Source organism: Xaviernesmea rhizosphaerae (assembly GCF_001938945.1).
GTDB lineage: Bacteria > Pseudomonadota > Alphaproteobacteria > Rhizobiales > Rhizobiaceae > Xaviernesmea > Xaviernesmea rhizosphaerae.
Genome location: NZ_MKIO01000024.1, coordinates 132,905 through 150,972, shown reverse-complemented (window position 1 = coordinate 150,972; position 18,068 = coordinate 132,905). Strand labels below are relative to the sequence as shown.

Annotated in this window: 17 protein-coding genes and 4 tRNA genes; 9 read left to right on the top strand and 12 right to left on the bottom strand. The window is 64.8% G+C overall.

All coding sequences use genetic code 11. The features are described from left to right. Positions 1-206 precede the first annotated feature (206 nt). On the bottom strand, positions 207-1,109 hold the full coding sequence (gene tesB / locus BJF92_RS07895) for an acyl-CoA thioesterase II (protein WP_075634197.1): 903 nt from the start codon (positions 1,107-1,109) through the stop codon (positions 207-209). Positions 1,110-1,297: 188 nt separating this feature from the next. On the opposite strand from tesB, the gene BJF92_RS07890 reads away from it, so the two are divergent. Then, a complete protein-coding gene (locus BJF92_RS07890; protein ID WP_075634196.1) occupies positions 1,298-2,563 on the top strand; it encodes a ubiquinone biosynthesis hydroxylase in 1,266 nt (421 codons plus the stop codon). 135 nt (positions 2,564-2,698) lie between these two features. On the opposite strand, the gene BJF92_RS07885 is transcribed toward BJF92_RS07890, so the two are convergent. The 4 genes from BJF92_RS07885 to BJF92_RS07870 all read right to left on the bottom strand — a co-directional run bounded on the left by BJF92_RS07885 (position 2,699) and on the right by BJF92_RS07870 (position 5,573). Then, complete coding sequence (locus BJF92_RS07885; RefSeq protein WP_075634195.1) at positions 2,699-2,887, bottom strand: Trm112 family protein; 189 nt, start codon at positions 2,885-2,887, stop codon at positions 2,699-2,701. Positions 2,888-2,897: 10 nt separating this feature from the next. Further along, on the bottom strand, positions 2,898-3,578 hold the full coding sequence (locus BJF92_RS07880) for an LON peptidase substrate-binding domain-containing protein (RefSeq protein ID WP_075634194.1): 681 nt from the start codon (positions 3,576-3,578) through the stop codon (positions 2,898-2,900). Positions 3,579-3,874: 296 nt separating this feature from the next. Next, entirely contained in the window at positions 3,875-4,888 is a 1,014-nt protein-coding gene (gene trxA, locus BJF92_RS07875) for a thioredoxin (RefSeq protein WP_075634193.1), read from the bottom strand. Between the two features lie 103 nt (positions 4,889-4,991). Next, the gene (locus BJF92_RS07870) at positions 4,992-5,573 is read right to left on the bottom strand and encodes a prolyl-tRNA synthetase associated domain-containing protein (RefSeq protein WP_078057929.1); all 582 of its coding nucleotides are present in this window, start codon (positions 5,571-5,573) and stop codon (positions 4,992-4,994) included. A 406-nt stretch (positions 5,574-5,979) separates the two neighbouring features. On the opposite strand from BJF92_RS07870, the gene BJF92_RS07865 reads away from it, so the two are divergent. The 4 genes from BJF92_RS07865 to BJF92_RS07850 all read left to right on the top strand — a co-directional run bounded on the left by BJF92_RS07865 (position 5,980) and on the right by BJF92_RS07850 (position 6,618). Next, a tRNA-Gly gene (locus BJF92_RS07865) sits at positions 5,980-6,054 on the top strand. A 113-nt stretch (positions 6,055-6,167) separates the two neighbouring features. Beyond that, positions 6,168-6,242: transfer RNA gene (locus BJF92_RS07860), tRNA-Gly, on the top strand. Positions 6,243-6,355: 113 nt separating this feature from the next. After that, positions 6,356-6,430 (top strand) — tRNA-Gly (locus BJF92_RS07855). A 113-nt stretch (positions 6,431-6,543) separates the two neighbouring features. Then, positions 6,544-6,618, top strand: a tRNA-Gly gene (locus BJF92_RS07850). A 160-nt stretch (positions 6,619-6,778) separates the two neighbouring features. Here BJF92_RS07850 and BJF92_RS07845 read toward each other — a convergent pair. Further along, positions 6,779-7,900 carry a citrate synthase/methylcitrate synthase gene (locus BJF92_RS07845; protein WP_075634192.1) on the bottom strand — a complete coding sequence of 374 codons (1,122 nt, stop codon included), beginning with the start codon at positions 7,898-7,900 and terminating at the stop codon, positions 6,779-6,781. A 96-nt stretch (positions 7,901-7,996) separates the two neighbouring features. Here BJF92_RS07845 and BJF92_RS07840 point away from each other — a divergent pair, with 96 nt between their 5' ends. Continuing rightward, positions 7,997-9,202, top strand: a complete 1,206-nt coding sequence (locus tag BJF92_RS07840; protein WP_075634191.1) for a citrate synthase family protein — start codon at positions 7,997-7,999, stop codon at positions 9,200-9,202. 31 nt (positions 9,203-9,233) lie between these two features. Here BJF92_RS07840 and BJF92_RS07835 read toward each other — a convergent pair whose 3' ends face one another. From BJF92_RS07835 to BJF92_RS07825, 3 genes are all read right to left on the bottom strand, one after another. Beyond that, a complete protein-coding gene (locus BJF92_RS07835) occupies positions 9,234-10,262 on the bottom strand; it encodes an aldose epimerase family protein (RefSeq protein ID WP_075634190.1) in 1,029 nt (342 codons plus the stop codon). 138 nt (positions 10,263-10,400) lie between these two features. After that, positions 10,401-10,856 (bottom strand): cyclic nucleotide-binding domain-containing protein, encoded by a 456-nt coding sequence (locus BJF92_RS07830; RefSeq protein ID WP_075634189.1) that lies wholly within the window; start codon positions 10,854-10,856, stop codon positions 10,401-10,403. A gap of 192 nt (positions 10,857-11,048) precedes the next feature. Continuing rightward, a complete protein-coding gene (locus tag BJF92_RS07825) occupies positions 11,049-11,732 on the bottom strand; it encodes a response regulator transcription factor (protein WP_075634310.1) in 684 nt (227 codons plus the stop codon). A 233-nt stretch (positions 11,733-11,965) separates the two neighbouring features. On the opposite strand from BJF92_RS07825, the gene BJF92_RS07820 reads away from it, so the two are divergent. Both BJF92_RS07820 and BJF92_RS07815 read left to right on the top strand, forming a co-directional pair. Then, entirely contained in the window at positions 11,966-12,532 is a 567-nt protein-coding gene (locus BJF92_RS07820) for a L,D-transpeptidase family protein (RefSeq protein ID WP_245294693.1), read from the top strand. A gap of 115 nt (positions 12,533-12,647) precedes the next feature. Next, positions 12,648-12,965 carry a hypothetical protein gene (locus tag BJF92_RS07815; protein WP_075634187.1) on the top strand — a complete coding sequence of 106 codons (318 nt, stop codon included), beginning with the start codon at positions 12,648-12,650 and terminating at the stop codon, positions 12,963-12,965. 82 nt (positions 12,966-13,047) lie between these two features. Here the strand turns inward: BJF92_RS07815 and leuC are convergent, their stop codons facing one another. Next, entirely contained in the window at positions 13,048-14,457 is a 1,410-nt protein-coding gene (leuC, locus tag BJF92_RS07810; protein ID WP_075634186.1) for a 3-isopropylmalate dehydratase large subunit, read from the bottom strand. A gap of 544 nt (positions 14,458-15,001) precedes the next feature. On the opposite strand from leuC, the gene BJF92_RS07805 reads away from it, so the two are divergent. After that, positions 15,002-16,354 carry a methyl-accepting chemotaxis protein gene (locus BJF92_RS07805; protein ID WP_075634185.1) on the top strand — a complete coding sequence of 451 codons (1,353 nt, stop codon included), beginning with the start codon at positions 15,002-15,004 and terminating at the stop codon, positions 16,352-16,354. A 281-nt stretch (positions 16,355-16,635) separates the two neighbouring features. On the opposite strand, the gene rplS is transcribed toward BJF92_RS07805, so the two are convergent. Next, the gene (gene rplS / locus BJF92_RS07800; protein ID WP_075634184.1) at positions 16,636-17,112 is read right to left on the bottom strand and encodes a 50S ribosomal protein L19; all 477 of its coding nucleotides are present in this window, start codon (positions 17,110-17,112) and stop codon (positions 16,636-16,638) included. Between the two features lie 248 nt (positions 17,113-17,360). Continuing rightward, positions 17,361-17,849, bottom strand: a complete 489-nt coding sequence (locus BJF92_RS07795) for a GNAT family N-acetyltransferase (RefSeq protein ID WP_075634183.1) — start codon at positions 17,847-17,849, stop codon at positions 17,361-17,363. Positions 17,850-18,068: the final 219 nt, after the last annotated feature.

Here is an 18,068-nt window from a genome sequence, read left to right as displayed (position 1 = left end):
GGGCCGACGTTTGATGCATGCCGATGAGCGTCAGCCCCAACGACCGCTTCTATGAATACAAGGCGCGTGCCAGATTCCGAGCCAAGGGTTAACACATTGAAAAGACGAGGTTTCGCCGCAATTGATCAGAAAATGGCCAGAATTTCGCCCGATGAGGCCGGAAAACCAGAGTAAAAAATAGGCAATTTTAGAAAATTGCCCTGAATTTACGCAATTGCCTTTTTGCGAATCAATCCCTCCTGGGCAACCGAGGCGATCAGCCGCCCGGAGCGGTCATAGAGAGCGCCCCGGTTCATGCCGCGCGCGCCCGAGGCGCTCGGGCTGTCCTGGGTGTAGAGCAGCCAGTCGTCCAGGGCCGAGGGACGGTGAAACCACATGGCGTGGTCGAGGCTCGCCGCCTGCAGGGCCGGATCGAAGATCGTCGTGCCATGGGCGTGCAGGGACGTATCCAGGAGCGTCATGTCGGAGAGATAGGCAAGCACGGCCGCCTGCACCGCCCGATCCTGCGGCACGGCGCCCACCGTCTTGACCCAGACCGTCTGTGCCGGCTCCAGCTTCTCTGCCGAGAGATAGTGCTTGAACGAAAGCGGACGGATTTCGATCGGTCGCGGCTGCTGCCAGTAGCGGCGGATCGCCGGCGGCGCATGTTCGAGGAAGCGCGCCTGCAGCTCGGCCTCGCCGAGCAGGCTTTCCGGCGCAGGAAAATCGCCCATGGGAATCTGGTGGTCGAAGCCGTCCTCATCGCCCTGAAACGAGGCCGAGAGCGTGAAGATCGCCGCGCCATGCTGGATGGCGACCACCCGGCGGGTCGAGAAGCTGCCACCGTCGCGGATGCGCTCGACATCGTAGATGATCGGCACCGCGGGATCGCCGGGGCGCAGGAAGTAGGCATGCAGCGAATGGACGAAGCGCTCGGCGGAAACCGTACGCTGGGCGGCCACCAGCGCCTGGCCGATCACCTGCCCGCCGAAGACCCGCTGCCATCCCACCTGCGGCGATCGGCCGCGAAACAGGTTTTCCTCGAGTTTTTCCAGGTCCAGCGTGCGCAGCAGCACGGCCATCGGCTCCGGCCTTTCCGGTTGCGGGGCGGCGTCGGGCGGGTTGGGCATGGACAGTCTCCGCGAGGTGGTAGGAAGATGCGTGCGGCTGATCTATATAGTCCGAAACGAAAAGCTCAAGCTTCGGCCGGGGCCGGAGAGCGGGCCCGCAGCCCGCGGCGGCTTGATCCGACGGACGAAATGTACGACGCAGGCGCGCCGTGCCATGAGACCATCAAGAGACCGAGGAGGCGACAGCCATGACCGACGCGACCCCAGAGACGGGCCCGAGCGCCTGCACCGAGCAGACGGTCGACGACGTGCTGATCGCCGGCGGCGGCTATGTCGGCCTGTCGCTGGCTGTTGCCGTCAAGATGGCGGCGCCGCATCTGGCGGTGCGCGTGGTCGATGGCGCGCCGGACGGCGCCTGGAAGCGCGACGGGCGGGCCTCGGCCATCGCATCCGCTGCGGCCAGCATGCTGGATGTGCTGGGCGTCTGGCAGGAGATCGCGGCCGAGGCCGAGCCGATCCGGCGCATGATCATCACCGACAGCAAGACCGGCGATCCCGTCCGCCCGGTTTTCCTCACCTTCGAGGGCGATGGCAGCGACGGCAAGCCCTTCGCCCATATGGTCGACAATGTGGCGATGGTCGGCGCGCTGCGCGCCCGCGCGCAGGCGCTCGGCATTCCGATCCAGCAATCGGCCGTGGCCGAAAGCTTCCGCAGCGGCGACCATCAGGTGGTGCTCTCACTGGCCGATGGAAGCACCCTGCCCGCCCGCTTGCTGGTGGCCTGCGACGGCGTGCGCTCGCGGCTGCGCCAATCGGCCGGCATCAACACCGTAGTCTTCGATTACGGCCAGTCGGGCATCGTCACCACGGTAGAGCATGAGCGCCCGCATGACGGCACGGCACATGAGCACTTCCTGCCGGCCGGCCCATTCGCCACCCTGCCGCTGAAGGGCAACCGCTCCTCGCTGGTCTGGACGGAGCGCACGGAGGACGCGGCCAGGCTGATCGAAAGCGACGACCTGATCTTCGAGGATCAGCTGGAGCGCCGCTTCGGCCGCCGCCTGGGCGCGCTGAAGGTGGTGGGCCCGCGGCGGGCCTTTCCGCTGGGTCTGACGCTGGCGCGCGCCTTCGTTGCCCCGCGCTTCGCGCTGGCGGGCGATGCCGCCCATGGCATTCACCCGATCTCCGGCCAGGGCCTCAATCTCGGCTTCAAGGATGTGGCGGCGCTGGCCGAAACCATCGTCGAGGCCGACCGACTGGGTCTCGATATCGGCTCGCTCTCCGTGCTCGAGCGCTACCAGATCTGGCGCCGCTTCGATACGTTCCGCATGGGCGTGACCACGGATGTTCTCAACCGGCTGTTCTCCAACGATGTGACGCCGGTGCGCGCGCTGCGCGATTTCGGCCTCGGCCTCGTCGATCGCCTGTCGCCGCTCAAGCGTTTCTTCATCTCCCAGGCCGCGGGCGAGGCCAGCCCCAGCGATCCGCGCCTTCTGGCGGGAAGGCCGATCTGATTTTGACAGCAGACTGTCTTTCGACAGGGACTGCCCGCACATCAAACGGGCGGTCCGGCTTGGCGCCTGGATCCTCTTCGGAAAAATCCTATAGTAGGCTATATTTACAGATGTGAGCGAGGTCGGCCAGCCTCCTCACATCTCGATCTTGCGCGCCTCGGAGATCAGCATGATCGGAATGCCATCCCGGATGGGATAGGCGAGACGCGCTTTTTCGGAGACCAGTTCGTCTGTCTCCGCATGATAGCTGAGCCGCCCCTTGGTCAGCGGGCAGACGAGAAGCTCCAGCAGCTTCGGATCGACGCGGCGCATGCGGTCTTCCATGGGGAACCGCCTATTGCAGGATGGTTTCGATATCGCCGAAATTTCGGGCGAGCACGATCTCGGTGATCGCGATCAGCGTGTCGGCGCGGGTCTTGAGGTCCTCGGCTTCCAAAAGCGCCTGCTTTTCCGGCGGCCCGAAAGGCAGCATCATCGCCATGGAATTGACCAGCATGGTGTTCCCGGCGCGCTCCACGCTTTCCCAGTCCGCTTCCAGCTTGTTGGCGTCGAGATAGGCCTTGAAGGCGGAGAGAAGGGCGGCCCGGTCCACCTGGGCCTCCTCCTCCGGCGTATCGAGATCGGCGGCGAAAGGCGCGATGTGGAAATTGCGATAGCCCTTGGTGATCGACGCCTCCTGAAGCAGGCGGAAGCGGCAGATACCGGTGAGCGACACGATATAGCGCCCATCCTCCATCTCGGCGAAGGAGGTGATGCGGCCGACGCAGCCGACCTGGCAGAGCGGCGGCTGCGGACCGTTGACGATCTCCTCGCGATGCTCCGTCAGCGAGGGCTGGACCATGCCGATCAACCGCTTGCCGGCCAGCGCATCGTCGAACATGGCGAGATAGCGCGGCTCGAAAATATTCAGCGGAAGCTGGGCGCCGGGAAGAAGCAGAACACCCGACAGCGGAAACACCGGCAAAACCTCCGGCAGATCCTGCGGCTTGAGATAACGGGCGTTTCCGACCTGCATTCTGTGCCTATCCTGTGCTGTGGCGCGGGCGTTGCGCCTGCCCGTTTCCGGAGCAATACGCTTTGCGCGCCTGTGGCGACACGTCACGACGCGTGCCGGACCCTTTTGGCCGAGAGCGCGTTGTAAACCGTGGGACAGCGAACCGGGGACGCAGGCGCATTTCAGCGCGCTGCCGCCCGACGGCGCCGTTCCTCACAAAATGGTGCGCCCCGGCCAAATCTCAAGAGAGGGTTCTTCGTCGGCTGACGTACCATGAGAAGCATCGCCATAACGAAGTCTGGCGGACGCTTTCGACCTCAGGAGAAAAGCAGGGCAGACAGGCGGCGCCGGGCGGCAATGGTGGCGGGATCGGTCGGGCCCCAGACCTCGAAGAACTGCAAAAGCTCACGCCGGGCGGCGTCCTCGCCGAAGCTGCGATCCTTGCGCATGATCGTCAGCAGATGCTCGGCCGCAGCCGTGCGGTCGCCCTCGACATTGCGGATCTTGGCGAGCTTCAGCCGCGCTTCGTGATCCTCGGGGTTTTCCGTGAGTGCGCGCTCGAGCGCATTGGGATCGCCCAGCTTGCGCGCCTCCTCGATCTGGCCGAGCTTCTTGGCAACGGCCACGAGCCCGGCCTCGGCCTTGACCGCCTCAGGCAGGTCGTCGAGCAGCGCACGCGCCTGCTCCGGCGCGCCGGCGGCGATCATCACCTGGGCGAGGCCGGCCAGCGCCTCGGCATTTTCCGGCTCTGCCTGCAGCACGGCGCTGTAGAGGCCTGCGGCCTCCTCATGCGCACCTTCTTCGGCCAGCACCTTGGCCTCGGCCAGCACGGCGGCGATTTCCTCGGCACCGGCATCGATGGCGGGACCAGCGATCCGGTCGATGAACTCGCGCACCTGGCTTTCCGGCAGGGCGCCCATGAACCCATCGACGGGCCGCCCGCCCGAAAAGGCGATGACGGCCGGGATCGACTGAATGCCGAGCTGGCCGGCAATCGAGGGATGCTCGTCGATGTTCATCTTGACCAGCCGCACCCGGCCGCCAGCCTCGCGCACCACCTTCTCGATGACGGGGGTCAGCTGCTTGCAGGGCCCGCACCAGGGCGCCCAGAAATCCACCAGCACCGGCTGATGGCGCGAGGCCTCCATGACGTCGCGGGCAAAGCCTGCCGTGGTCGTGTCCTTGATCAGCTCGCCAGCCCCTGAAGTGCCGGCGCCTGACGAAGAGGGGCCGGAGGGCGCGGCAGCGGCCGGCTTGGCCGCGCCGTAGCTGGCGGAAGCCGTCATCTGCGTGCCGAAAGATCCGCCATAGGGATTGTTGCTGCCGCTCATCGCCACTCCTTCGGCCCTCCGCTCGGTCCGGCGGATGCCATTTCTCGCTGTTTCAAGACGTCGTCCGCTTGGGATCGCCGGACAGTCTCCGCAAGATCGTATGTCAGGCCGTCACTTTCAAGACAAGCGGCCTATGGCCCGTGGCTTCGGCAAAGCGCAGGAGATCGGCCGAGGCGATCGAAGTGGTCGCCTCATTGGTGAGCGGATGGCAGTTGACGATCTCCTCGGCCATGAGATCGGCATCGAGCACCAGCGTCACCCGCTTCTCAACATCGTTGATCACGCCGAAGGCGGTGACCGAACCGGGAATGACGCCGAGCAGCGCCATCAGCGCCTCGGGCTTGCCGAAGGAAAACTTGCTGGCGCCGCCGACCAGCGTGTGCACCGTCTTCAGGTCGACCGTGGCGTTCTCCTCCACCGTCAGCAGGAAGTAATTGTCCTTCTTGTCCTTCAGGAACAGGTTCTTGGTGTGCCCACCGGGGATCGCATCGCGCAGCGCCACCGATTCGGCCACGGTGAAAACGGCGGGATGGCGCAGCGTCTTGTGGGCGATGCCCAGACCGTCGAGGAAGGCGAAGAGCTCGTCGGGCGTCTTGGGCGCCGGGGTCCCGGTCGCAGGCTTTTGGGTCGCAGGCGTCTCGGAAACCAGCCCGGCCGGGCCCGCAGCGGTCGTGTCATCCGTCATCATCATCTCCTGGATCGAGGCGGCAGACAGGGCCTGGACTGAAGCGGCGGACCGCATCCGTCCCTGTCTCGCGCCTTGTCTCGCGCTCTGTCTCGCGCAATCCCTCCGAGCTAGCCGAGCGCTCGGCCCGACGCAATCGGCCACACGCCCTCTGCCGCTCGATTTGCGCCGCCCGACCTGCGCCCTTGCCTGCCGCTGGACGATCGCATCATGCGCCACGCGGCAGAAGTCAGGATTGGCAGGGCCTCGCGCGGCCTGAACAATCGCCCTGCGTCATACCCGGCGAAAAATTTCCGGGCCCGCGAATTTTCCCGTTGCATTCCAAAAGGCCTTGGTCCATATAGCCCCCGTCGCCGCGAGAGCGGACGGCGCCGCGGTCGAACTACCCCAGACCGGCGGATGATGAGCGGGTGTAGCTCAGGGGTAGAGCACAACCTTGCCAAGGTTGGGGTCGGGCGTTCGAATCGCCTCACCCGCTCCAAATCTTCTTGAAGACTGCGGTTGCCGCAGCGAGGGAAGTCTCAGGCGAAAGCCGGTGTGATTGTTTCGTGCTTCGGCACACCGTGGCCCTATACCCCAGGTCACGAGCGATGAGCGGGTGTAGCTCAGGGGTAGAGCACAACCTTGCCAAGGTTGGGGTCGGGCGTTCGAATCGCCTCACCCGCTCCAAATCTTCTTGAAGACTGCGGTTGCCGCAGCGAGGGAAGTCTCAGGCGAAAGCCGGTGTGATTGTTTCGTGCTTCGGCACACCGTGGCCCTATACCCCAGGTCACGAGCGATGAGCGGGTGTAGCTCAGGGGTAGAGCACAACCTTGCCAAGGTTGGGGTCGGGCGTTCGAATCGCCTCACCCGCTCCAAATCTTCTTGAAGACTGCGGTTGCCGCAGCGAGGGAAGTCTCAGGCGAAAGCCGGTGTGATTGTTTCGTGCTTCGGCACACCGTGGCCCTATACCCCAGGTCACGAGCGATGAGCGGGTGTAGCTCAGGGGTAGAGCACAACCTTGCCAAGGTTGGGGTCGGGCGTTCGAATCGCCTCACCCGCTCCAAATTCCCTAATTCTTCCAAGTAGATTGCGTTCAGCTGAACCCGCATGTCAGCGGGCCGCGTCGTCGCATGCGATGGCAACGCTCATGCCCGGCCTTATGCCGGATTTTGAACGAAGGGCAGCCGGCAGAAGCATCGGCCGCCTTTCGCTCTGTCAGGTCCTCATGCAGCGACACCCTCGGGCCAGGGGCCGACATAGAGCGATTGCGGCCGGATCAGGCGGCCGGTCTTTTCCTGCTCCAGTACATGCGCCGTCCATCCCGCCATCCGCCCGGCGGCGAAGACATTGGTGAAGCTTTCGCGTGAGAAGCCCAGCGCCTCCAGAAGCAGCGCGGTGTAGAATTCGACATTGGTCTGCAGCGCCCGCTCGGGCTTGCGCGCTGCCAGCAGCGCCAGCGCCTGGCGCTCGACGGACTGGGCGAAGCGGATGCGACCGTCCTGGGCGCTCAAGCTCGACACGGCACGCTTGAGCACATCGGCACGCGGATCGCGCACCCGATAGATCCGGTGACCGAAGCCCATCAGCCGCTCGCCCCGGTCCAGCGCGGCGGTGAGCCAGGGCATGATGGCCGCCTCTCCGTCGATCGCATCGAGCATGTCGAGAACCGGCCCCGGCGCGCCACCATGCAGCGGCCCCTTCAACGCGCAGAGACCGCCCAGAACGGCGGAGAACAGTCCGGCCTTGGTGGACGCGATCACCCGTGTGGCGAAGGTCGAAGCATTGAGCCCGTGATCGGCCACTGTGACCAGATAGGTCTCCAGCCCGCGCACCTTTTCGGGCGTCGCCTCCTCCCCATGCAGCATGCGCAGGAAATCGGCGGCGAGACCCAGATGCGGCGCCGGTGCGACAGGCGCCAGCCCCCGCCGCCGGCGGGCGATCGCGGCGGCAAAGACCGGCGTGGCGGCGACCGCCAGGCCATGATGCGGCAGATCGGCCCGATCCGGTAGAGCGGCCAGAAGCAGGCGCAGCGCCTCGACCTCCGACAGCCCGTCAGTGGCGGGCAACAGCGCCGGCAGCAGGGCGAAGGCGACAGGCCGGGCCGCGGCGAGCATCTTGGTAACGGCGTCAGTATCGCCCGCATCCGGCACCAGATCGGCCCAGAGAAGCGACAGGACGGCTTCGAACCGCCAGTCGGCAAGATTGGCCAGGTCATGACCACGCAGGATCAACCGGCCGGCGGCGCCGTCGACATGGCTGAGCAAGGTTTCGGCGGCAACGACCTGATCGAGGCCTGAGGGAGCACCGGCAGCGGGGGAAACAGGTGATGAGGGGACAATGGTCATGGACGATCCTCCGGGGTTGACGTTCGTCCAGCATCCTGATTGACTTGATATGGTCAATCTTGATTCATCCGATCAATACACGCATCAAGATGCGCAATGGCAAAACCGGCTCTCTTCCTCGATGCGGAAACTGCGGCTCAACGCCTTGGCGTCAGCAAGGCGACGCTCTATGCCTATGTCAGCCGCGGGCTGATCCAGGCGAGCGATGCCGAGGCAGACCCGCGCCGCCGGCAATACAGCGCCCATGACGTGGACGCCCTGTGCAAACGCAAATCCGTCGGCCGCCGGCCAAAGGCGGCGGCCCAGGCCACGCTCGACTGGGGCCTGCCGGTGCTGACATCGGCCATCACGCTGATCGATGGCAACAGGCTGTTCTATCGCGGCCAGGATGCAGCCCTTCTTTCCGACGCGGCGACATTGGAGGAGGTCGCGTGCCTGCTGTGGGATTGCGGGATGAAGGACCCCTTCGCCGATCCCGCCGCCCTGCCGGCGCCCCTGGCGTCGGTGCCGCCTGCATTTGACGACCTGCCGCTGATCGAGCGGCTGCAGGCGCTGCTTCCCCTCTTCGCCGCAGGGCGTGCCATCGCGTGGCAGCGCGATCCGAAAAAGCTCTGGATCGGCGCTGCCGCGCTCCTGCGCGCCATCACCGCCACCGCCAGCCGCAGCCAGCCGGGAGACCAGCCGGTTCATAGGCATCTTGCCGCGGCGTGGCAGCTCGATGCGCGGGGCGCGGATCTCGTGCGCCGCACCCTGGTGCTCCTGGCTGATCATGAACTGAACGCCTCGGCCTTCGCCGTGCGCGTGGTTGCCTCGACCGGCGCCTCGCTCGGCGCTTGCCTCAATGCCGGACTGTCGGCCCTGAGCGGGCCGCTGCATGGCGGCACGACCAGTCTTGTCGAACTGTTGTTTTCGGAGATGGAAGCGCGGGGCGATGCGCAAAGCGTGATCGAGGAGCGGCTGCGGCGCGGTGATGGCGTGCCCGGCTTCGGCCATCCGCTCTATCCCCAGGGCGATCCGCGCGCACGGGCGATCCTCGACCACCTGCCATTAACGAAGGTGAGCCGCGACCTGATCGCTGCCATGGAAGAGACATCCGGCCGGCTGCCGGATATCGATTTCGCCTTGGTGGCGCTGCGCAGAGAACTCGGCCTGCCGATGGGGACTGCCTTGGCGCTCTTCGCCATCGGCCGCACCGTGGGCTGGCTCGCCCATGCGCTGGAACAGGCAGGCACGGGCAGGCTTATCCGCCCGCGAGCCCAGTATAACGGCCCGCTTCCCACGGAACACCGAAGCGCGAGCTGAGGTGGCGGGCCATTGCAACCTCGCCCCCTGATCAGCCCTTCGTCTTCGTAAAGACGTAGTCCGTTTCCTGCACCAGCATTCCGTCTGGCCGCAGGATGGCTTCCGGGAAGCCCTCGTGATTGACGGCATCGGGCCAGATCTGGGTTTCGAGGCAGAAGCCGGCAAAGGGGCCGTAAGAGCGGCCTTCGAGGCCCGGCACGGCCACGTTCAGCTTGAAGCCCGAGTAGAACTGCACGCCCGGCTCGGTGGTGCGCACCTCCAGCGAGACGCCGGAGGCCGGGCTGCGGACGAAGGCAACGGGGCGCTTTTCGACGCGGGCGGACGACAGGCAGAAATTATGGTCATAGGCGACCTTCTCGCCTTCGACCTGCCGGCGCATCGAGGTCATCGCCCTCAGGTCGAAGACGGTTCCCTCCACCGGGCGGATTTCACCCGTCGGCACCTGGCGCTCGTCGGTCGGCAGGTAGCTGTCGGCCGCGATCATGATCTCGTGGTCGAGCGCATCCGTGCCGCCGTCGAGGTTGAAATAGGCGTGCTGGCAGAGATTGGCGATGGTCGCATGGTCGGTGGTCGCCTCGTAGCGCACCGAGAGGATGCCTTCGGCGGCGAGCCGGTAGGTGGCCGTCACCGTGCAATTGCCGGGATAGCCGGCGCGTCCCTCGGGATCGACGATCGAGAGGATGATGAAATCCTCGCCCTTGTCGACCAGCGTCCAAACCCGGCGGGCAATGTTGTCCTTGCCGCCATGGAGGTGGGTCACGCCCTTTTCATTGAGCTCGAGCTGGTAGCTCTCGCCATCGATGGAGAAACGGCCCTCGCCGATGCGGTTGGCATTGCGCCCTGGCGTCGCGCCGAAATAAGGCGACGAGGTGACATAAGAGTCGAGATCCTCGAAACCGAGCATCAGCGGCGCGGCGTGGTCATCGAGACGAAGGTCCTGGATCACCGAGCCGAGGGTGAGCACATTGGCCGTCAACCCGCCGCCGGCAATGCGATAGCGATGCACCGCCTCGCCCGTCGGCATATGGCCAAAAATCTCGCCGTCCTCGATCGTCTTCATCAGCCGCTCCTCGCATGTTGGATCTGCGGGCGGAACCTATCCACGCACCGCATGCTCTTACAAGTGGGCTTGGGGGACGGCGCGAAAATTCCCTTCCGCGTGCCGGAGGTTCAAGCGAACGGGCCAGCGCCTCGAAGCTTACGAAAAGCGCGGCGCGAGTTCGGCAGCCTCGGCGATCATCCCCTGCAGGCTGCCGCGCAGCCGTGCCTCCACCATGAGCGCGACATCGGGATATTCCTCCAGCATGCGGTGGAACAGCGCCCGGGGAATGCGCATGACCTCGCTGTCCTCATCCGCCGTCGCCGTCAGCTTGCGTGCGACGAGCGAGATCATCGCCAGTTCGGACAGCAGCGCCCCGCGCTCCGCCATGCCCACCAGCCGCAGGCGTCCTTCCGCGTCAAGCTGTGTCAGGCGGAAGCGCCCGTGAGAAACGGCATAGGCGCAATCGGCCGGCGCCCCCTCGCGAAACAGCTCCTGGCCCGCGGAAACCCGGCGGCGCTCCGCGCCAAAGGCGATCAGCCGCAGCTTCTCGCGGTCGATCTCGGCGAACAAGGGCACCGAGGAAAGAAGAGTGATATCGTCGTTCAGGCTCATGGCGCCGCCCCTGCTTGCCGCCAAGGCAAGGGGCTTTCACCCCCGCCGGTCAAGGGCGAAAAGCCCGGCGCATCGCGTGCAACCGGCCACCGCCTCTTTCGCTCTTGGCATCCGCCGGGCGCAAAGGCAAGCAGATCCCGCCTTTCTTGCGGGACCTTATTGCCGAAGCCGATGCTGGCAGAGTCGATCTTCTCAGGGAACGATCTTGTAGCCGCCGTTTTCCGTCACCAGGATCTCGGCATTGGACGGATCGCGCTCGATCTTCTGACGCAGGCGATAGACATGGGTTTCCAGCGTATGGGTCGTCACGCCGGAATTATAGCCCCAGACCTCTTCCAGCAGAACGTCGCGCGTGACCACCTTCTGCTCGGCCCGGTAGAGATAGCGGATGATCGCCGCCTCCTTCTCCGTCAGGCGAATCTTCTGGCCGTTTTCCAGCGTCAGCAGCTTCTGCCCCGGCTTGAACGTATAGGGGCCGACGATGAAGGTCGCATCCTCGCTCTGCTCATGCTGGCGCAGCTGCGCGCGGATGCGGGCCAGAAGCACGGCGAAGCGGAACGGCTTGGTGACATAATCATTGGCACCGGCTTCCAGGCCGAGGATCGTGTCCGAATCGGTATCATGACCCGTCAGCATGATGATCGGCGGCTTGAACCCACCCTTGCGCAGAAGCTTGACCGCCTCTCGCCCGTCCATGTCAGGCAGCCCAACATCCATGATCAGAAGCGCAACGGTTTCGCTGCGCGCCGCTTGGATGCCCTTCGTCGCCGTCGGCTCCTGCAGAATGGTGAATTCCTCATAGAGCGAAAGCTGCTCGACCAGGGTCTGGCGCAGGTCGTCATCATCATCCACGAGAAGAATGGTACGGGTTGCCATCCGGCGTCTGTCTCCTTTCAAGAACATCATCAGGCTGAAGCTCCGGCTTCGGCGCGGGATGATCGGTGCAATGTCTTGCGCAAGCTCAAGCTTTGCCGGCTGATAGGCCATGGCTTTGCTGAGGCTCCCGCCGGCCTGTCGGCAGCTTTGCCGTCACAGGGCAAATCGGCTTATGACGTCCCATCAATTTTGCTTCAAAGCACAAGCTCGTGACAAGACGCGATTGAAGAGACATGGGGCGGAACATGCGCAAGTACAAGAGCACCGGTGGACAGAGGCAGAAGCAGGGCGTGGTCACCCTGCGCAAGGCGCCGGGCTCGGCAACGCGCGGCCATCTGCGCTTCGGCCCGGTCACCGTGCCGGCCGCCATCGGCCGCAGCGGCCGCTCCGCGCGCAAGCGCGAAGGCGACGGCGCCACGCCGATCGGCTCGCTGCCTGTGCTTGCCGGCTTCGTGCGGCGCGACCGCATCGCCCCGCCCCCAAGTCGCCTGCCGCTGACGCCGATCGCCAAGGGCCTGCTCTGGTGCGATGCGCCTGCACACGCCGCCTATAACCGGCCGGTGCGCGCGCCGTTCGGGCCGAGCCATGAGGAAATGATGCGTGTCGATGGTCTCTACGACATCTGCCTCGTGCTCGACTGGAACATCACCGAACGCCGCCGCAATCGCGGCTCGGCCATTTTCCTGCACCTGATCCGCCCGGGCTACGCCCCAACCGAGGGCTGTATCGCGCTGAAGCCGGGCGATATGCGCCGGCTGCTGGGCTTCATTCGGCGGGGGACGACCATCCGGATTTTTTGACGGCTTCCTCCCCCATTCGGGGGAGGACCACGGATTTGAAGCCTGCTTGGATTTGTCCGCTCCGAGGGGCGGAACAGCTGAAAGCCCAGGGCAGAGCTTTACAGGAGAGAGAAAAATGAAGAGCATGATCAAGGCGTTGATCGCCACGGCGCTGATGACGGGCACGGCTATGGCGGCCACATCCGAGCGCCCGGCAACGAAGGCGGAAATCGAAAAGATCGCCGTGGGACACACCGTCAGCGGCGCCATGCGCTATATGCCGAACGGCCGCTACACCTATAAGGGCGGCAACCCCGGCACCTACAAGATCCTGCAGGGGCAGGTCTGCGTCACCTTCGACAATGGCGGCAAGCGCTGTGACCGCATCGTGACCGGCGACGGCAAGAGCTTCACCCTGATCAATGCACGCGGAGAGCGTTATCCGTTCAAGTAGACGGAGGCGGGTCCGATGAAAGCAAACGGCCCCGCACGCATGCGTGCGGGGCCGGATCGAGATGGGGCTGCGGGGCGCGCGATCAGCCGAAATCGCGAATATCGACAAAATGGCCCTGGATGGCCGCGGCTGCCGCCATGGCCGGGGAAACCAGATGGGTGCGGCCCTTGAAGCCCTGACGGCCTTCGAAGTTGCGGTTCGAGGTGGAGGCGCAGCGCTCGCCCGGCTTCAGCCGGTCGTCGTTCATCGCCAGGCACATGGAGCAACCCGGCTCGCGCCAGTCGAAGCCGGCGGCCTTGAAGATCACGTCGAGCCCTTCGGCCTCGGCCTGTTCCTTCACCAGCCCCGAGCCCGGAACGATCATGGCCGACACGGTGGACGCCACCGTCTTGCCTTCGACCACCTTGGCCACTTCACGCAGGTCTTCGATGCGGCCATTGGTGCAGGAACCGATGAAGACGCGATCGATGGCGATGTCGGTGATCTTCGTGCCCGGCTTCAGGCCCATATAGTCGAGCGCCCGCCACTTGGAGGCCCGCTTGACCTCGTCCTGGATGTCGTCGGGATTGGGCACCACGCCCTGGACAGAGACCACGTCTTCCGGCGAGGAGCCCCAGGAGACGATCGGCGGCAGGGCCGCGGCATCGAGCACGACGACGCGGTCGTAATGGGCGCCCTCGTCGCTGGCGAGCGTCTTCCAGTAATCGACCGCCATGTCCCAGGCCGTGCCCTTCGGCGCGCGCGGCTTGTCCTTGACATAGGCGAAGGTCGTCTCGTCAGGGGCGATCAGGCCGGCGCGGGCGCCGCCTTCGATCGACATGTTGCAGATCGTCATGCGGCCTTCCATCGACAGCGCGCGAATGGCCTCGCCCGCATATTCGATGACATAGCCGGTGCCGCCGGCAGTGCCGATCTCGCCGATGATGGCGAGGATGATGTCCTTGGCGGTGACGCCCGGCGGCAGCTGGCCGTCCACGCGCACCAGCATGTTCTTCGCCTTCTTCTGGATCAGCGTCTGCGTGGCCAGCACATGCTCGACCTCGGAGGTGCCGATGCCATGCGCCAGCGCGCCGAAGGCGCCATGCGTCGAGGTGTGGCTGTCGCCGCACACGATCGTCATGCCCGGCAGGGTGAAGCCCTGCTCGGGGCCAACGATGTGGACGATGCCCTGGCGCACATCGCTTTCCGAATAATATTCCACACCGAAGTCGGCGGCGTTGCGGGCCAGCGCTTCCACCTGGATGCGGCTTTCCTCGTTCTTGATGCCTTCCTTGCGGTCGGGCGAGGTCGGCACATTGTGGTCGACGACGGCCAGCGTCTTCTCGGGATGACGGACCTTGCGGCCGGCCATGCGCAGGCCCTCGAAGGCCTGCGGGCTCGTCACCTCATGAACCAGGTGACGGTCGATATAGAGAAGACAGGTGCCGTCTTCCTGGCGGCTGACGACGTGGTCGTCCCAGATCTTGTCGTAAAGGGTGCGGGGTGCGCTCATGGCGGTCATCCATCGGCTTGAAGCAAGGGAAAGGGTCACGACAGGCGACGGCACGCGTCGCCCTCTCGGCCGTCGATCCTGCGACGGCCGACTGGATCAGCCAAGTCGTGCGGTCAGCGCGCCGGCCACGCGCGCAAAGAAGCGTGCCGGCAGACGCTTATGGTCCTGCAGCACGACGACATTCTGGGCGCGACATCCGAATTTGGACTCCATGGCCGCGCCTCCTATCAAATTCCGCGCTTTCCGGCAATATCGGTCTTGTGCCTGGCACTATCCTCTGTCGTCGGTTCGATCGAACATGAGCAAAGATAGCAATGGGTCCGCGCAAATACTATTCCAGGTTTTAAAAGATACGCGACGTCCTTGATGCAATGCGGCGAGGACAGTGCCGGAATAGACTTTCCGAATTTTTAAAAACTTGCCCCTATAAATGGCCGGCAGACCTCATAGGAAATTAGCCCCCATGTCAATTTTCGGCTTTCGTGCATCCAATGCAGAGACGGCAGCACAAGAAGAGCTTGCATCCCAGAAGCAACGTTTTCAATTGCTGAGCGACGCCGCCGGCATCGGCCTCTGGGAAGCGCTGCTGCATGAGGGCGATGCGATGCATGCCAAGAGCCAGTGGACCTGGTCCAACGAAATGCGGCGGATCATGGGCTTTTCCGGACTGAGCGATTTTCCCGATGTCGTCCAGTCGTGGTCGGACCGGCTTCATCCTGACGATGTCGCTGGGACCTTTGCCGCCTTCGGCGCCTCCGTGACGGACAAAAGCGGAAAAACCGGCTATGATGTCCGTTATCGCCTGAAGTGCAAGGACGGACAGTATCGCTGGTTCCGCGCGACCGGCGGCTGTCGCACCCTGCCCGATGGCAGGACGGTGCTGGCCTGCGGTTCGCTGATGTATATTCACGATCAGGTGGTGCTGGAAGAAAGCCAGCGCGCCAACAGCGAGGCCGACAAGCTGATCTTCTCCGCTCTGCAGGCCGGCCTGACTGCGCTGGCCTCGGGCGATTTCGGCCATCGCATCGATCAAGTGCCGGAAAAGGCGAGCAGCCTGAAGGAGAACTTCAACCGGACAGCGGCCCTTCTCGGCGGCGTGATTGCCGGTGTCAACAGCACGGCCGGTACGATCGTCGATACCAGCAACCAGATCACCCATGCCTGCGACGATCTCTCCCGCCGTACCGAGCAGCAGGCGGCCTCCGTCGAGCAGGCCGCCGCGGCCATCGAGGAAATCACCCAGGCCGTCAGCAACACGGCGCAGAATGCCGGCCGCGTCTCCAGCCTGACCACCCAGGCCCGTCAGGCGACCGAAACCTCCGGAACCGTGGTTCAGGACGCCATTGCCGCAATGGCGCAGATCGCAGGGTCCTCCGACCAGATCGGCCAGATCATCGGCGTGATCGACGAGATTGCCTTCCAGACCAACCTGCTGGCGCTCAATGCCGGGGTCGAGGCCGCGCGTGCGGGCGAAGCCGGCCGCGGCTTTGCCGTCGTCGCCCAGGAGGTGCGGGAACTGGCCCAGCGCTCGGCCAAGGCCGCCAAGGAAATCAAGACGCTGATCTCAACCTCAGCGAGCCAGGTCAAGGGCGGCGTTGATCTCGTGGACCGCACCGGCCACGTGCTGGGCGAAATCGCCGGCCAGATCCGCGACATTTCGTCTCTGATCGAGAACATCGCCTCCTCCTCGCGCGAGCAATCCACCGCGCTCGGCGAGATCAGCTCGACCATCAGCCAGATCGACCAGGTCACCCAGCAGAACGCCGCCATGGTGGAGGAAACCACGGCCGCGAGCCACAATCTGGTGTCGGAAGCCGGGGAACTCATGCGCTCGATCGCCCATGTCAAGATCGAGACCGCGCCGAGCCAGACCTACCGCACGGCCCGCGCCGCCTGATCGCGCGACAGCGCCGCGCCATACCCGCTCAGCAAGCCCGCCCGGCCCCGGCCGCGGCGGGCTTTTTGCTGCCTGACCGTGCTGGAGCATCGGACTGAAAATCATGCCCAGTCCGATGCTCCAGGATTTTGTTTCCCCATCGGATTTCTCCGAAAACCCGTTCCCGGTTTTCGGTCCGATACGCTCATGCAGAAGGCAACAAAAAACCGCTCGCAAGCGACCTTGCGAGCGGTTCGAAACACATGACAACCTACTGCGGCAGACCGCAGCAGATGTCCGTCTTATTCCTGGGGCTTTTCGGCAGCCAGAGCCTGTGCAGCGGCGACCTTCTCGGCTTCGATGCGGGCCTTCTCGTCGGAAGCCAGCTGGCGGACGCCTTCGTTGAGCTTGCGAGCGCGGGTGCCGGTGTTCTCGACGATACGAGCGGACTTGCCGCGACGGTCGCGCAGGTAATAGAGCTTGGCGCGGCGGACCTTACCGCGGCGAACCACTTCGACGCCTTCGACGAGCGGCGAGTAGACCGGGAAGACGCGCTCGACGCCTTCGCCGTAGGAGATCTTGCGAACCGTGAAGCTCTCGTTGATGCCGCCGCCGGAGCGGGCGATGCAAACGCCTTCATAGGCCTGCACGCGGGTGCGGGTACCTTCCGTCACGCGGACGTTGACGCGAACCGTGTCGCCCGGGGAGAATTCCGGCAGGGTGCGCTTGGCTTCGATCTTGGCGGCCTGTTCGGCCTCGAGCTGCTGAATGATGTTCATCGTGCTAACCTTCTCACATTCTTCTGAAACGATCAGAGCGCCCGCCGCCGCCATGGGACCTGCCGCCGGTGCGTCGCGCCCTGTCCGTTACCGGCAGAGCACGTGGAGCGAGATACATCGTTCTTTGATTTCCGGTTGCCGGGAAACTCCCGTACCGGCCGCGCGAATACACCATTGTCATGGTCTTGTCACCCCCTATCGGTACCCGCCTGGCGCAAAAGCCCGGCGGAGCGGCACACGACAACGGCTCAAATAGCAGAGGAAGGCGAGGCCACGACAAAGCGCAGGATCGTCTCCTCTCCCGCGTCGATCCGCTGGAACGCAGGATAGGCGCCGCAGACCGACAACCAGAAGGCAAGGCCGGGCGCATTGGCGCTGAGCACGGAAAGCTCCCATTGCCCCGGCGCAGCCGCAAAGACGCTTCCGGCAAAGCGGCGCCCCCTTCCCTGCCGGCGGAAGCCGGGCGTGACGAAAAATTCCGCCATGACCCGTTCGGCGGGAAGGCCGGAGGCGGCGTGGCGGTTGACCAGGGCGAAGCCCGCCACCGCACCATCCGCCTCGGCAAGCCAGGCCCAGCGGTCCTGTTCGCTGAAATAGAGATCGAACCAGGGATAGGCGCGATCCACGGGCGCGAAGCCGGAGAGCTCGTCCAGATGGGCATCGAGCAGCGCCCGCAGCAGCGCGTGGTCCTGCGGCAGTGCCGCCCGCATGCGGAAATCGGTTTGGTGATCCTTCATGTCCCTTGCCTCACTGTCACGCCCTGCGCACCTTGCGGCCTTTCAGACAGCCTCCGCCGCTACCACAATGGCTGGGCCGCTCTTTTTGACAGGCACTCTATGATTTGTCCGCCCGGACGGTTAGGGCATGGAGCGCATCAGCGGCTTTGCTGCCGGACTGTGTGAACCAAAGAACTGAAGCCTGTCCGGCGCTCCGGCTTTGACCTGACAGGCCTTGCT

Bases quoted from the DNA above. Each gene is read 5' to 3' on its own strand.
- tesB (WP_075634197.1), bottom strand. From the start codon at position 1,109: ATGCCCAACCCGCCCGACGCCGCCCCGCAACCGGAAAGGCCGGAGCCG.
- BJF92_RS07890 (WP_075634196.1), top strand. From the start codon at position 1,298: ATGACCGACGCGACCCCAGAGACGGGCCCGAGCGCCTGCACCGAGCAG.
- BJF92_RS07885 (WP_075634195.1), bottom strand. From the start codon at position 2,887: ATGGAAGACCGCATGCGCCGCGTCGATCCGAAGCTGCTGGAGCTTCTC.
- BJF92_RS07880 (WP_075634194.1), bottom strand. From the start codon at position 3,578: ATGCAGGTCGGAAACGCCCGTTATCTCAAGCCGCAGGATCTGCCGGAG.
- trxA (WP_075634193.1), bottom strand. From the start codon at position 4,888: ATGAGCGGCAGCAACAATCCCTATGGCGGATCTTTCGGCACGCAGATG.
- BJF92_RS07870 (WP_078057929.1), bottom strand. From the start codon at position 5,573: ATGACGGATGACACGACCGCTGCGGGCCCGGCCGGGCTGGTTTCCGAG.
- BJF92_RS07845 (WP_075634192.1), bottom strand. From the start codon at position 7,900: ATGACCATTGTCCCCTCATCACCTGTTTCCCCCGCTGCCGGTGCTCCC.
- BJF92_RS07840 (WP_075634191.1), top strand. From the start codon at position 7,997: ATGGCAAAACCGGCTCTCTTCCTCGATGCGGAAACTGCGGCTCAACGC.
- BJF92_RS07835 (WP_075634190.1), bottom strand. From the start codon at position 10,262: ATGAAGACGATCGAGGACGGCGAGATTTTTGGCCATATGCCGACGGGC.
- BJF92_RS07830 (WP_075634189.1), bottom strand. From the start codon at position 10,856: ATGAGCCTGAACGACGATATCACTCTTCTTTCCTCGGTGCCCTTGTTC.
- BJF92_RS07825 (WP_075634310.1), bottom strand. From the start codon at position 11,732: ATGGCAACCCGTACCATTCTTCTCGTGGATGATGATGACGACCTGCGC.
- BJF92_RS07820 (WP_245294693.1), top strand. From the start codon at position 11,966: ATGGGGCGGAACATGCGCAAGTACAAGAGCACCGGTGGACAGAGGCAG.
- BJF92_RS07815 (WP_075634187.1), top strand. From the start codon at position 12,648: ATGAAGAGCATGATCAAGGCGTTGATCGCCACGGCGCTGATGACGGGC.
- leuC (WP_075634186.1), bottom strand. From the start codon at position 14,457: ATGAGCGCACCCCGCACCCTTTACGACAAGATCTGGGACGACCACGTC.
- rplS (WP_075634184.1), bottom strand. From the start codon at position 17,112: ATGAACATCATTCAGCAGCTCGAGGCCGAACAGGCCGCCAAGATCGAA.
- BJF92_RS07795 (WP_075634183.1), bottom strand. From the start codon at position 17,849: ATGAAGGATCACCAAACCGATTTCCGCATGCGGGCGGCACTGCCGCAG.